The organism is Enorma shizhengliae (genome assembly GCF_009676995.1).
Classification (GTDB): Bacteria; Actinomycetota; Coriobacteriia; order Coriobacteriales; family Coriobacteriaceae; genus Enorma; species Enorma massiliensis.
Genome location: NZ_VTFZ01000002.1, coordinates 233,552 through 247,489 on the forward strand (window position 1 = coordinate 233,552; position 13,938 = coordinate 247,489).

Below are 13,938 nucleotides of genomic sequence, written 5' to 3' on the forward strand. Positions count from 1 at the left end.
CAAGCCATCTACCTGCTGTTTTCTTTCGGTCTTCTGAGTGATACTTTCTCGTATGCCGCTGAAGTGCCCAAAAGTTGAAATCGCCTTGGCGGGGCCGTGCGGACGACCCGGCGTTGCCATGCATGCTGGCCACGCCGGATGCACGTGAGCGATTTTCGCATGCAGGGGGCATCTGGCGCGCTCACGGGCTCGTTGGACCCGTTTGGATTTGCAAAAGAAAGCGCTGGCCCACAAACGAGTGAGCCAGCGCAGGTAGCAGGTCGTATTGGGTTGGTGCGCCTACGCGTCTTTGTGCGGGCAGTTCTCGCAGGAATGCGACGAGCCGGCAGAAGCGCCGGAATCTGTAGATGCGCTGCTGTCGCTCGATCCAGAGGTCGCTTCCGTCGAGGAGCTCCCTCCGCGCTGATCGGTGTTGTAGAAGCCGCTTCCTGCGAACTTGATGCCGCTCGCGGTGAAGACCTTCTCGGCCTTCGCACCGCACTTCGGGCAGCTCACCTCGGGGCGCTCGGTCATCGCGTGCTCAACTTCAAAGACTTCACCGCATGCGGTGCAACGGTAATCATAGCGTGCCATAGTTCTCCCAACGAAAGGATTGCATTCAAACAAACAACGGTACTGTACCCTAATCGCTCATCTAGCAACAGATGGGGCGACGGCTGCTCGGCTCACGATGCGAAGCGGCCCGTCTCGCGCATGAGGGCGGCGGTAGGCTCAATCGCCCGAGCAACGTCCTCCTCGCACGCCTGCCAGCTCCAGTTGCCGCTCGCGACGCCGGGTACGTTCATGCGCGCTTCGTCACCGAGGCCGAGAACATCTTGCAGCGGCATCATGATCACGCGCGCATCGCTCTCGAGTGCCTCTTTGACCAGCCGTGTCCCGAGTTCGCGCGCGGCATTATCGTCATCCGGTGCAACGAGCGAGCTCGCGCAATGGCCCACGAGCGTCGTCGTGTCATGCGTGGAGGTGTAGAACACCTTGCCGGGGTGCGGATGCAGCCCGTTTCGCACATCGTAGTCGGCGAACTCGAGCACGTCCATGCCGGGGAAACCGCAGGTGCTCATGAGCGAGCGAACGCCCGGCGTGAGGATGCCGAGGTCCTCCGCAATGAAGGGAAGCGCTCCCAGCTCGTCGCGCGCGGCTCGGAAGAGGTCGATCCCAGGGCCTGCCAGCCACCTCCCGGCGCTACCCGGCATGCCGGCGGGGATGCTGTAGTAGTTATGGAACCCCAGGAAATGGTCGAGGCGCACATAGTCGTACAGGTCGCACGCGCGGGCGAGACGGTCGAGCCACCAACGGTACCCGGTCTCGCGCATGCGGTCCCAACGGTACGTTGGATTGCCCCAGACCTGCCCCTCGGGAGCGAGGCCATCGGGCGGCGCGCCGGCGATCTCGGTCGGGCGGCCATCGCGATCGAGGTTGAAGAGCTCGGGCGCGCGCCAGACGTCGGCGGAATCATCCGAGACGTACATGGGGATATCACCGATCACCCCGATGCCGTGTTGATGGGCGTAGGAAAGGATCTCGCGCCATGCGGTATCGAAGCGATATTGGAGGTATGCCTGCGCCTCCGCCTCTGCGGCAAAGCGATCGTCCTTTAGGAAGGCTTCGTCGTAGCGTGCGAACTCGGTCGGCCATTCGCTTCGCGGGGCGTCGTCGAAATGCGCTTTCACCGCCATAAAGGCGCAATAGGGTTTGAGCCAGCTCGCATGGCGCTTCTTGAACGCGCGGAAATCCATATCGAGCTTTGATCCGCCCGTCATGCGCCAGCGGCGATAATCGCGCCGTAGCTCGTCTTCGGTTTCGGGGAGCAGCGCGATGTTGCCCGCGAAGGCCGACGGGCCGGAATACGGCGACCCGAAGGAGTCGGTGGGGTTGACCGGCAAGAGCTGCCAGTAGCGCATGCCCATGGCCTTCAGATGGTCGATGAAGCGCTTAGCAACGTCGCCGAGAGAGCCCTTTTTGCCCGATTTATCGGGTAGGGAGGTCACGTGGCAGAGCACGCCCGCTCCGGGCTCCATGGGAAGCTGCAGGCGCTCCTCTTCGTGGAAATATATTACCGCCGAGCCGAAGGGCCAAAGCGTAAACTCAACCATGCCATCCTCGGCAGGCGCAAGCTCGCCGCCCGAGATGATATCGGTCGCGCACGGACCCAGGGAGGAAACGCGCACCGTGTGGCTCTCGCACGAGCTCCGGTTGATAAGCACCGTCGCGGCCTCGCCCTGAGCTCCCCGGCGCGTGTAGGCGAGCACGTCGTCGTCAGCGCCCTCGGGCACGAACGACTCGATGCTCCCGTCGACCATGAACGGAAGGGCGCGCCGCACGGCAGACGCGTTGCGGATGATGTCGAACATGTCGCGGTCGTGGATGTCCTTCTCGAGCGGCATCGTGCGGCGGTTGCCGGGGTCTGATAGCCCCTCGAGGCAGAACTCATCGCCATAATAGATGGATGGAACGCCGGGAAAGGTCATCTGCATGAGCGTTGCCAGCCAGAAGCGGCTCTTGGCGAGCCCCATGGACTCGGGCGAGAGCCTCCACCGGCCGCGCTCTTCCTCAGGGAGCTTGCTCTCGTCGGGGCCGCCGCCGAGCAGCGAGGCAATGCGCGGGCGGTCGTGGCTGCCCAAGAGGTTGAGGCAGCACGCGAGCGCCTCGCGGGGGTAGTTCTCGCGCAGGCTCTCGATGGCCTCGACGGCGTCTGCGACGCCGGCATGGCCCAGCAGGAAGTTGAGCACCATGTCTCGGAACGGGTAGTTCATCGCCGAATCGAGCTCGTTGCCAAGCAGGTAGTGGCGCGGATAGCCGTAGCTGATCTTGTTGGAGGCATCCTCCCAGACCTCGCCGATAAGCACTCCATCGGGCTTTTCCTCAAGGAGCACGCGGCGGATATCCGAGATGAGCGACTCTTGCAGCTCGTCGGCCACATCGAGGCGCCAGCCGCGTGCGCCGGCGCGCGTCCAGCGGCGGATGACCCCGTTTTCACCAAGGAGGAGGTTGCGAACGGCGAGCGAATCTTGGTTCAGCGCCGGCATGTTGCCGATGCCCCACCAGCTCGCATAGGTTCCGTCCTCGTTGAGATGGTATGCGTCTTTCCAGCGCGAGCCCTCGCCCTGCCAGGCACCCGGCTCAGGATAGTTGCCATAGCGGTTGAAATAGACGGAATCATCGCCCGTGTGGTTGAATACGCCGTCGAGGATGATTGAGATGCCGCGCGTACCGGCTTCTTCGCAGAGTTCGCGGAAATCATCCTCAGTGCCGAGCATCGGGTCGATCTTGAGGTAGTCGGCGGTGTCGTAGCGATGGTTGCTTGCCGCCTCGAAGATGGGATTGAGGTAGATGGCGGTGATGCCCATCTCGGCGAGCCGGTCAAGGTCCGCGGTGATGCCCTTTAGGGAGCCGCCATAGAAATCCCAGCTTGCGATGGAGCCGTCTTCTGCGCGCTCATAGCAGGGAGGCTCGTCCCAGTCTTCGACGATACGGCGCGGAATGCCCGCTTTGGGTTGTTCAAGCACGCGCTCGCAGCGTTCCCGCCACGCAGCGTCTCGGCGATAGCGGTCGGGGAAGATCTGGTAGACCATGCCGCGTTCGTACCAGCTGGGGCGGATGGCGCGGTGCTTATAGACGGTAAGCTGGAATGACGGGCACTCAGGGTAGGTGTACGTGGCGCCCTCGCCCCCCGTGCGGCCCTCGGGTGCGCCGAGGTAGAGGGTACGGGTTGAGTCCTCGAACGTCGCCGTCACATTGAAGCGGTACCACATGAGCGCGGGCTCGGGGCAGGGTAGGGTGACGGTGAAGATGCCGTCGGCCTCATGGCTCAGGGGGATGATCGTCTCGCCCTTCCCATCGATCCAGACGCGCAGATCGATGAAGATGGTGCGCGGTTCGGCATCCTCGACGAGCACCGAGAGGGTGACATTCGTTCCCTTCTCGACGGCGCCGAAGGGGGAGCGGAACTGCGGGAGGCGGCTGTTGTGAATGAGTCTCATAGAAGTCCGATCATGACGAGCTCTTGTACCACCGTCCTTTTGGGGAGGAGATGGCGGTCCAAGTAGCAGACAAACTTCTTAATTATAGGCGCTATCATGCCATTTGGTAGTACATTCGCTGCATCCGCCGGGTAATCAGGTTTTCTATGCAAGTAAAAGGCGGGCAAGCACCCTGGTGCCTGCCCGCCTTCCCTGTAGAGGCTGTGGAAGCGCGCTAGCGTTTGCGCGTCGTGCGCTTAGCTGCGGAAACGCTCTTTGCCTTAGGGGCCGGCTTATCAGCTGGCGTCGCGGCGGAGGAATCCTGCGCGGCGGCCTTCGGTGCCGCTGCTTTTGCTGCCGTCGCCTTGGGGGCCGCGGACTTTGCGGTCGCCTTTGCTGCCGATGAGGTGGTTGCCTTCGAGGTGCTTGCCTTGGCTGGTGCCGTCTTCGCTGCGGCGGCCTTCGGGGCCGTCTTGGTCGAAGTGGCCTTCGGGGCGGTTGCGGCTGCGGTAGCGGGCTTATCCGCTGCCGTCTTCGAAGCGGCGGCCTTGGCGGGAGCGGCCTTCGTGGCGGTCGACTTGGCGGCAGTCTTGGTCGCCGATGCGGTGGACGGCTTCTTGGCTGTGGTCTTTGCGGCTGTTGCCTTAGTTGCCGTGGCCTTGGCCTCCGTGGTCATAGATGCCGCGGCCTTGGTGGCGGCAGCCTTGGATGCTGCGGCCTTGGTGGCGGCAGCCTTGGATGCCGCGGGCTTGGTGGCGGCAGCCTTGGATGCTGCGGGCTTGGTGGCCGTTGCCTTCGCGGCAGGCTTTTCGGCAGCCTTCGTAGCGGTCGACTTCGTTGCTGCCGTCTTGCGCGCCGCCGGTTTCTTCGCGGCGGTCTTGGATGCGGTGGTCTTCTTCGCGGCAGTCTTCTTGGCTGGCTCAGCGACAGGCTCGGCCTTCGATGCCGGCTCCTCGGCCTTTGCCGGAGCCTCTGCCTTGGCGTCATCAACGGGCTCGGCAGCTTGCTCGGCCTTCGGCGCGGGTTCAGCCTTCGTTACCACTGCCTCCGGTGCCGGTGCCGCGGCGGGCTCTGCCTCAGCAGCCGTGGGCTCGGCGGGCTCGGGCTTTGCAACCACGGGCTCAGGCTTCGTGATGTCGATTTCGGGGTGCAGATTATGGTAGAGGTTCATGTACTCATCGGCAGAGCGGACCCAGCTAAAATCGGCTGCCATGGCGTTTTGCACCAGGTGATCCCATGCTGCGTGGTCGTCCCAGTACAGGCGTGCCCCGCGGAACACCGCGTCGCCCATCTCGTCGCCGTTGAAGTTCGCGAACGTGAAGCCCGTGCCTTCGCCGGTGAACTGGTTGTAGGGGGCCACGGTGTCGCGGAGACCGCCTGTCTCACGCACCACGGGCAGGGTGCCGTAGCGCATGGCGATCATCTGCGAGAGGCCGCACGGCTCGAAGAGCGACGGCATGAGGAACATGTCGGCGCCAGCATACATGCGATGCGAGAGGGCGTTGTCGAACGTAATGCGCGCAGCGCAGGTGCCCGGATACTTATTGGCGAAGTAGCGCATCGGCTCCTCATAATCGCCGGTGCCGAGCACGGCCACCTGCACGCCACCGGAAAGGATGCGGTCGAGCGCGTACGTGACGAGGTCCATGCCCTTCTGGCGGGTGAGGCGCGTGACCATGACCATGAGCGGGCGGTCGTCGCGCACCTCGAGGCCGAGCTCTTCCTGGAGAGCGGCCTTGCAGGCCTTCTTGCCCGACATATCGGCCGCGGAGTAGTTGACGTGGATCATCGGGTCGGTCGCCGGGTTCCAGGCATCGGTGTCGATACCGTTCAGAATGCCGGAGAGCACGTTCGAGCGACGGCGCAGGATCCCATCGAGTCCCTCGCCGTATTCAGGCGTCTGGATCTCCCATGCATAGCTCGGGCTTACCGTGGTGATGGCATCGGAGTAATCGAGCGCGCCCTGCATGTAGTTGATCGAGCGCTCGTCGCAGCGAAGCTGGCGCGCGGCGTTGGGGATGTGCGCCATGCCGAGGATGTCGTTCAAGATGGTGTCGGCATACTGTCCCTGGAATGCGATGTTATGGATCGAGAACACGGTCTTCACGCGCTCGTACAGCGGGAGCCCCTGGTAGAACTCGCGGAGGAACACCGGTGCGAGGGCGGTGTGCCAGTCGTTGCAATGGAGCACATCGCACTGGAAGCCCTCGGGCAGGTGCTGCAGGCTCTCGGTAACGGCCTTCGAGAAGAAGGCGAAACGCTCGCCGTCATCGAAGAAGCCATAGGGGTAGTCGCGCTTGAAGTAGCGCTCGTTATCGATGAAGAGGTAGGTAACGCCGTCAATGACCAGGCGCTCCAGGCCGCAGTACTCGTTCCGCCAACCAAGGCTCACGTAGAAATCGGCGACGTGCTCCATGCGGTCGGTGTACTCAGAGGCGATGGTGCCGTATTTGGGCACCATGACGATCACGTCGGCGCCGGCGGCTACGAGCGCGCGGGGCAGCGATCCCGCGACATCGCCCAGGCCACCGGTCTTGACGAACGGGGCCGCCTCCGCAGAGGCGAACACCACCTGCATCTTTTTATCTGACATGCTATTCTCCCAACTCTCGCCCAAAAGGGCTGCTGCGTTCCGGCACGGTGCCGGGTTTCGCAAACCGCCGCCCGGGATGCCCGAGCGGCGGTTCTAATGATACCTCGTATGCACGGGGGTCGTCGGTTAGTTCATCTGCCCTTTACCAACGACGAGGATATCATCGGGCGTGCCGCACACCACCGTGTTCGAAGGCACGGTGTTGTCTTTATCGATGATGGCGCGCTCAATGCGTGCGCCGCTCTTGATGACGCAGGACTGCATGATGATGCTGTCCTGGACGCTGGCACCGCTCTCGACCACGACGCCGCGCGCCAAGATGGAGTTGCGCACGGTGCCCATGATCTTGCAGCCGGCGGAGATGAGGGAGTTCGTGGCATTGCTGCCGGTCGAGTACTTCGCCGGGGGCGCGTCGTGGGCCTTGGTAAGAATCGGGCGGTCGCGACGGAAGAGCTGGTCGGACGCGACGGGGTTCAGCAGCTCCATGCTGCGCTCGTAATAGGTCTTCTCGTCGAAGATACCCATCGCGAGGCCCTTGAACTCGTAGCTGCACATATCGATGAGCGAGAAGTCGGGCTCGGTCGCCTCGAAGACATCGAGGTAGTCCGACGTGGCATAGCGGTCGATGATCTGCAGCAGGAGGTCGCGGTTGATGACGAAGCAGTCGAGGAACTTGTTGTCACCGTATTCGCAGCCGAGCTTCACGTGGCTCACGCGGCCCGCGTCGCCGATGATGAGCGAAGTGCAGTCGGTCTGGCTGCGCTCAGCCTTGACGTAGACCATGGTGATGCCCGCGCCGGAGCGCTCGTGGGCGGCGATGATCTCGTCGAGCTCGAGGTTGAAGATGATGTTCGAGCCCATCATGACCACATAGGGCTCCTGGGCGCGGGTGAAGAGCTCCTTGTTGGCGATGATGTCGCGCAGCAGGAAGCGACGGCCGCGCTTGGTTCCACCGAAGGGGGAGCCGGGGACAGGGAAGAGGCCGCCCTTCTTGCGGTCGAGCATCCACTCCTTGCCGTGGCCCACATGGTCGATGATGGAGCGGTAGTTACCGGGCATCACGAGGCCGACGGTCTTGATGCCGGCGTTCGCCATGTTGGAGAGCGGGAAGTCGATCAAGCGGTAACGCCCGATGAACGGGATGGACGCGATGGGGCGCGAGTCGAGCAGCACGCTCGTGGCCTCGCTCGCGTAGTTGGCAGTGATGTAGCCGATGGCCTTATGGTTGATCATCGGATCATTCCCCCTTCCCGATCACCACGTCGTTTCCAACGACGGCGGTGTCCTTCGTTGTATCGACGGATCCGAGCTTCACGCCCTCTTCGACCACGGCGTTCTCGCCCAGGATGGCGCGGCTCACATGGGCGCCGCACTTCACGACGGCACCGGGCAGAAGCACGGAGTCCTCGACCACGGCGCGCTCCTCGATGACCGCGTCGGTGGAGATGATGGAATGGCGGGCGGTGCCCAGGATCTTGCAGCCGTTAGAGATGAGGCAGTCGTCAACGCGGCCGTCGGGCCCGATGTAGTGCGGCGGGCGCGTCGTGTCATTCGACATGACCGGCGTCGTGTTGTCGAAGAGGTCGAATGCGGGGTTCTGGCCGAGAAGGTCCATCGAGGTCTCGTGGTAGCTTGCGATGGTGCCGACGTCGCGCCAGAAGCCGTGGAACTCGTGGACGAACAGGCGCTTGCCCGCGGCCAGCGCGCCGGGGATGATGTCGCCGCCGAAGTCGTGGCTCGAGCGCGGGTCGGTGGCATCGTCCTCAAGGGTCTTGATGAGGTAGTCCGCCGTGAAGATGTAGATGCCCATGGACGCGAGGTTCGAATCGGGCTTCTCGGGCTTCTCGGTGAACTTGGTGATGCGGCCGTCCTCGTCGGCGGTCAGGATGCCGAAGCGGCTGGCCTCCTCCCAGGGCACGGGCATGACCGCGATCGTGAGGTCGGCCTGGTTGGCGATGTGCGCATCGAGCATGGCGCGATAGTCCATGCGATAGAGCGCGTCGCCGGAAAGGATCATCACGTACTCAGGGTCGTGAGACTTGATGTAGTCGAGGTTCTGCGTCACGGCATCGGCAGTGCCCGCGTACCACGCGCCACCTTCCTGCGTGGCGTACGGGGGCAGGATGGATACGCCGGCGCCCAGCTCGTCGAGGTCCCAGGCAGCACCGGAACCGAGGTAGGCATGAAGCTGATAGGGACGATACTGGGTGAGCACGCCGACGGTGTCGATGCCGGAGTTCGCGCAGTTGGACAGCGTGAAGTCGATGATGCGATACTTCCCCCCGAATGAGACCGCGGGTTTCGCGATCTTCGATGTGAGCGCCCCGAGCCTCGATCCCTGTCCTCCAGCGAGGAGCATGGCGATGCATTCTTTTTTGCTCATCTGTTCTCCTTCTAAATGGTCCTAATCCTTTCCAGCCCCGCGTTTAGGCCCGCGAGGAGGGCACGGTCGGCTCCTATACGTTCGCGGGCATCACGCTCCCCAGATCTCGTCGCGGTACTCGCGGATCGTGCGGTCGCTTGAGAACCAGCCCGAGGACGCGGTGTTGTGCAGCGCCATCTTGTTCCATGCTGCATGGTCGCTGTAGCTCGCCGTGAGCTCTTCCCATGCCTGCACGTAGGAGTTGAAGTCCTTCATCACGAAGTCGTGGTCGTTGCCGCTCATGAGCTCGTTGTGGATGCTGCCGAAGTCGCCGGAGAGCGCGGCGAAGGTGTTGTCGGTGAGCTCGTCGATCACGCGGCCCAGCCGCTCGGGGTCGGCGTTGTACATGTCCCAAGCGAAATGCATGCCGCTCGCGCGGAGCTCGTCAACCTCGGGAGCGGTGAGGCCGAAGATCTTCTCGTTCTCGCGGCCGGCGAGGTTCACGATCTCGATGTTCGCGCCGTCCATCGTGCCGAGGGTGATGGCGCCGTTCATCATGAGCTTCATGTTCGAGGTGCCCGAGGCCTCCATACCAGCGGTCGAAATCTGCTCAGAAATCTCGGCGGCAGGGTAGATGAGCTGGGCGTTCGACACGCGGAAGTTGGGGATGAAGCAAACCTTCATGACATTGTTCACGCGGCTGTCGTTGTTGATGACGTCGGCAACGGAGTTGATGAGACGGATCGTCTCCTTGGCGAAGGCATAGCTCGAAGCTGCCTTGCCCGAGAAGATGAACGTTGTGGGCGCCACGCGGAAGTTGGGGTCCGTGAGGCGGCGGTTGTAGATGTCCATCACCTTGAAGATGTTCAGGAGCTGGCGCTTGTAGGCGTGGAAGCGCTTTACCTGGACGTCGAAGATGGAGTTGGGGTCGATGTCGAGGCCGCACTCGCGCTTGACGTAGTTGGCCAGGCGCACCTTGTTGGCGTGCTTGGCGGCACCAACCTGCTCCAAGAACGCGGGATCGTTTTCAAACTCGGCGAGCTTGGCGAGCTCGTCGGCGTTGTCGAGCCATCCCGTGCCGATGGCATCGCTGATGAGCTTGGCATAGGCAGGGTTCGCCTCTGCGAGGAAGCGGCGGTGCGAGATGCCGTTCGTCTTGTTGTTGAACTTCTGCGGCGTGAGCGCGTAGAAGTCCTTCAGGGTCTCGCGCTCCAAGATATCGGTGTGGAGCTTGGCCACGCCGTTCACGGAGTGGCTGCAGATCACGGAAAGGTTGGCCATGCGGACCTCGCCGTCCCAGAGGATGGCGGTGGCGCGCAGGCGGTCCTGCCAGTCGCTCGCTGAACGGTCGAAGCTGTCGCGATAGCGGCGGCTGATCTCGTCGATCACCTGGTAGAGGCGCGGAAGCAGCTTGGAGAAGGTGCTGATGGGCCACTTCTCGAGCGCCTCGGGCAGAATCGTGTGGTTGGTGTAGGAGATGGTCCTCGTGGTGATGTCCCATGCCTCGTCCCACTCAAGGCCCTCCTCGTCGATGAGGACGCGCATGAGCTCGGGGCCGCACATGGCCGGGTGGGTGTCGTTGGTGTGGATGGCTACATACTCGGGGAGCAGCTGCCAATTGCTGCCGTGCTCGCTGCGGAAGGTGTCGAGCACGCTGGAGATGCCGGCAGAAACGAAGAGGTACTCCTGCTTAAGACGGAGGAGCCGTCCGTGCTCGCCCGCGTCGTTGGGGTAGAGGATGGCGCTGATGGCCTCAGCTTCGGCGCGGTGACGGTCGGCGTCGGCATAGTCGCCGCGGTTGAAGGCCTCCAGGTCGAAGACCTCCTCAACGGGCTCGGCGCTCCAGACGCGAAGCTTGTTCACCGTCTTTCCGCCGTAACCGACCACGGGAATGTCGTACGGCACAGCGAGCACGTCCTCGGTATCCACGGTGCGGAAGCACATGCGTCCGTCGCGCTCATACTGCTCGACATGGCCGCCGAAGCCGATGCGGACGGCCTTGTCCGGGCGGCGAACCTCCCAGGGGTAGCCGTGGGAGAGCCATTCGTCGGTAGTCTCGTGCTGGGCACCGTTCACGATCTCCTGCTTGAAGAGGCCGTAGCGATAGCGCATGCCGTTGCCGTAGCCCGCGATGCCCTCGTGCGCCATGGAGTCGAGGAAGCAGGCGGCGAGGCGGCCCAAGCCGCCATTGCCGAGCGCCGGATCGGGCTCGTACTCCTCGAGCGCGTCGAGGTCGCACCCAAGCTCGGCCAGGCCGTCCTTCACAAGGTCACGGATGCCAAGGTTCAGCAGGTAGTTATCGAGCAGGCGACCAATCAGGAACTCGATTGAGAAATAGTAGACGCGCTTTTGGCCGGTTTCCTTCACGCGCTCCTCGGTCTCGGTCTGGATGGCGCGCGATTTGGAGGCGATGAGCTTTACGAGCGCGTCGAAGCGATCGATGTCGCTCGTATCCTCGAACGGTTTGCCCGAGAGCGACATCACCGACGACTCGTAGAGCTTGATGAACTCCTCTTTGCTTTCGAAAACGGTATTCATACGTTCCTTTCCAATGCTGTACCGTGCGGTACGCGGTCAGATATGTCCCCTTTGGGATCCCCTGCCTCCTACTTCGCGGAGTCTGGGGTAGAGGTCTTCTTAGCGGCGGACTTTGATCCCGCCTTGCTCGTCGAAGCGGCGGTAGCCGTCTTCTTCTTGGCAGACGAGGCCGTAGTCTTCGCCGCGGTCGTCTTCTTGGTGGAAGCCGATTTAGTCGTCTTCGTAGCGGTCTTCGTGGCCGTGGTCTTCGCCGCCGAAGATTTCGCGGCCGAAGCCTTGGCAGCAGAAGTCTTGGTAGCCGATTTCGCCGTGGTCTTCTTGGCCGTAGAGGCCTTCGTGGCAGTGGTCTTCGCGGCTGCTGCCGAGCGCTTGGGTGCCGGCTTCTTGGTGGGCGCGGCGCTCGGGTCGGTGATCGGCGCCTCGGTGTAGGCGGTCAAGCGGCGCTTCGGCGCGGGTGGCACGAAGGTGCTCGGCCCCACGCGCTTGAGCACGAGGCCGGAAAGCCCGGGAAGCGCGATGGTGAGCGAGTTTTCGCGGCCGTTCCACGGGTACGGGACGCTCATATAGGACTCGTTATCGGTGTAGCCGCTTCCGCCGTACTCGGGGTCGTCGGAGTTGAAGATGACCTCCCACTCGCCCTCGCTCGGCACGCCAAGGTGGAACTGCTCGTAGGAGGCCGGATCGAAGTTGATCACCACGACGAGGTCGTTCGCCGGATCTTCGCCGCGGCGCACGAAGGTGATGATGGATTGCTGGGAGTTATCGGCGTCGATCCACGAGAAGCCGTCGTCGGTGTAGGAGCGCTCCCAGAACGCGGGCTCGTTCTTATAGAGGTGGTTGAGCGCCTTGATGAACTGCTGGTGCCGCGCGTGCGTGGCGAACTGTTCCGTGAGGAACCATTCGATGGACTCGTAGTAGCGCCATTCGATGAACTCGGCAATCTCGTCGCCCATGAACGAGAGCTGCGCGCCGGGGTGCGTGGCCTGGTAGAACGCGAGGGTGCGGAGTCCTGCGAACTGGCGCCACCAGTCGCCCGGCATGCGTCCGATGAGCGAGCACTTGCCATTGACAACCTCGTCGTGCGAGAGCGGCAAGATGAAGTTCTCGTTGAACGCGTACATCATCGAGAAGGTGAGCATGCGATGGTTGCCCGGGCGCCAGGGAAAATCGGTCTGCATATAGTGCAGGGTGTCGTTCATCCAGCCCATGTCCCACTTGTAGTGGAAGCCCAGGCCGCCCTCTTCGGGCGGGTAGGTCACGAGCGGCCAGGCGGTCGACTCCTCGGCAATCATCATGACATCGGGGAATTCGCGGCCCACGGCGGCGTTGACCTGGCGAATGAATGCCGATGCATCAAGGTCTTCCTCGGTGCCGTACTTGTTGAACTTCTTTTGGCCGGGATCATCCACGCCAAAGTTGAGGTAAAGCATGCTCGAGACGCCGTCCATGCGGATGCCGTCGGCATGGAAGTTCTCGAGCCAGAACAGGGCGTTGGAGACCAGGAAGCTGCGCACCTCGCCGCGTCCAAAATCGAACTTATGCGTTCCCCAGTTCGGGTGAATCTCGCGCTCGAAGAGCATCTTGCCGTTGAAGGTGGCGAGGCCCTCGTCGTTAGCACAGAAGCCGCCGGGCACCCAGTCGAGGATCACCCCGATGCCGGCTTCATGGCAGGCATCGACGAAATGCATGAACTGCTTGGGCGTGCCGTAGCGCGCGGTCGCCGCGTAGTAGCCCGTGGGCTGGTAGCCCCAGGAGCCATCGAAGGGGTGCTCCATGACGGGCATGACCTCGATATGGGTGTAGCCCATGTCGCGCACGTAGTCGACGAGCTCGACCGAGAGGTCGTCATAAGAGTAGTAGGTGCCGCGCTGAGCGGGGAAGGGGTCCCCGGGGCCGGGGTAGTTGCCGTTCTCATCGGGGTCGCCCTGCGGCTCGTTGCCATGGCGTTTCCAGCTGCCCAGATGAACCTCGTAAATGTTGAGCGGGCGCTCCATGTGGTTGTGCGCGCGGCGCTCTTCGAGCCAGGCGTCGTCGCCCCACTGGTACCCTTTGAGGTCCATGAGGCGCGATGCGGTGCCCGGAACATCTTCGGCGTAGAAGCCATACGGATCGGCCTTGTAGAGCATGCGCCCGTCGTTCGTCTCGATCTCGAACTTGTAGAGGTCGCCTTCCACGAGCCCGCTCACGAAGCCCTGCCAGATGCCGCTCGATTCAAGCGGGGAGAGCGGGTTCGCCGTGGGGTTCCAATCGTTGAAGTCGCCCACTACATGGACGGATTTCACGTCGGGCGCCCAGACGGCGAAATGCCAGCCGTTCACACCCTCTTGGACATCGGGGTGGGCGCCGAGCTTCTCCCAGCTGCGCTGCCAGGTGCCGGCGGCAAACATATACCTATCGTTTTCGGTGATGATGAGGCACGGTTCCTGACCAGCCGAAGTTGCAGTGCCGGAGGCAGACGTCTTCGGGGTCGCTTCGCTCTTCTTCAC

The 13,938-nt window shown here is 63.0% G+C and carries 7 protein-coding genes; all 7 read right to left on the reverse strand.

Features of this window, described 5'->3' with window-relative positions:
- Nucleotides 1-279: 279 nt before the first annotated feature.
- Nucleotides 280-573 carry an FmdB family zinc ribbon protein gene (locus GJE22_RS03390; RefSeq protein ID WP_019128496.1) on the reverse strand — a complete coding sequence of 98 codons (294 nt, stop codon included), beginning with the start codon at nt 571-573 and terminating at the stop codon, nt 280-282.
- A 92-nt stretch (nt 574-665) separates the two neighbouring features.
- Complete coding sequence (locus GJE22_RS03395; RefSeq protein ID WP_144687817.1) at nt 666-3,980, reverse strand: 4-alpha-glucanotransferase; 3,315 nt, start codon at nt 3,978-3,980, stop codon at nt 666-668.
- Nucleotides 3,981-4,194: 214 nt separating this feature from the next.
- Nucleotides 4,195-6,552, reverse strand: coding sequence for a glycogen synthase GlgA (glgA, locus tag GJE22_RS03400; RefSeq protein WP_186297385.1), 2,358 nt, complete (start codon nt 6,550-6,552; stop codon nt 4,195-4,197).
- Nucleotides 6,553-6,678: 126 nt separating this feature from the next.
- The gene (glgD, locus tag GJE22_RS03405) at nt 6,679-7,785 is read right to left on the reverse strand and encodes a glucose-1-phosphate adenylyltransferase subunit GlgD (RefSeq protein ID WP_144687818.1); all 1,107 of its coding nucleotides are present in this window, start codon (nt 7,783-7,785) and stop codon (nt 6,679-6,681) included.
- Nucleotides 7,786-7,789: 4 nt separating this feature from the next.
- A complete protein-coding gene (locus tag GJE22_RS03410; protein ID WP_144687819.1) occupies nt 7,790-8,935 on the reverse strand; it encodes a glucose-1-phosphate adenylyltransferase in 1,146 nt (381 codons plus the stop codon).
- Nucleotides 8,936-9,025: 90 nt separating this feature from the next.
- A complete protein-coding gene (locus tag GJE22_RS03415; protein ID WP_144687820.1) occupies nt 9,026-11,452 on the reverse strand; it encodes a glycogen/starch/alpha-glucan phosphorylase in 2,427 nt (808 codons plus the stop codon).
- A 68-nt stretch (nt 11,453-11,520) separates the two neighbouring features.
- Nucleotides 11,521-13,839, reverse strand: coding sequence for a 1,4-alpha-glucan branching protein GlgB (glgB, locus tag GJE22_RS03420; RefSeq protein WP_144687864.1), 2,319 nt, complete (start codon nt 13,837-13,839; stop codon nt 11,521-11,523).
- Nucleotides 13,840-13,938 lie beyond the last annotated feature (99 nt).

Bases quoted from the DNA above. Each gene is read 5' to 3' on its own strand.
- GJE22_RS03415 (WP_144687820.1), bottom strand. From the start codon at position 11,452: ATGAATACCGTTTTCGAAAGCAAAGAGGAGTTCATCAAGCTCTACGAG.
- glgA (WP_186297385.1), bottom strand. From the start codon at position 6,552: ATGTCAGATAAAAAGATGCAGGTGGTGTTCGCCTCTGCGGAGGCGGCC.
- glgB (WP_144687864.1), bottom strand. From the start codon at position 13,839: ATGTTTGCCGCCGGCACCTGGCAGCGCAGCTGGGAGAAGCTCGGCGCC.
- GJE22_RS03395 (WP_144687817.1), bottom strand. From the start codon at position 3,980: ATGAGACTCATTCACAACAGCCGCCTCCCGCAGTTCCGCTCCCCCTTC.
- glgD (WP_144687818.1), bottom strand. From the start codon at position 7,785: ATGATCAACCATAAGGCCATCGGCTACATCACTGCCAACTACGCGAGC.
- GJE22_RS03410 (WP_144687819.1), bottom strand. From the start codon at position 8,935: ATGAGCAAAAAAGAATGCATCGCCATGCTCCTCGCTGGAGGACAGGGA.
- GJE22_RS03390 (WP_019128496.1), bottom strand. From the start codon at position 573: ATGGCACGCTATGATTACCGTTGCACCGCATGCGGTGAAGTCTTTGAA.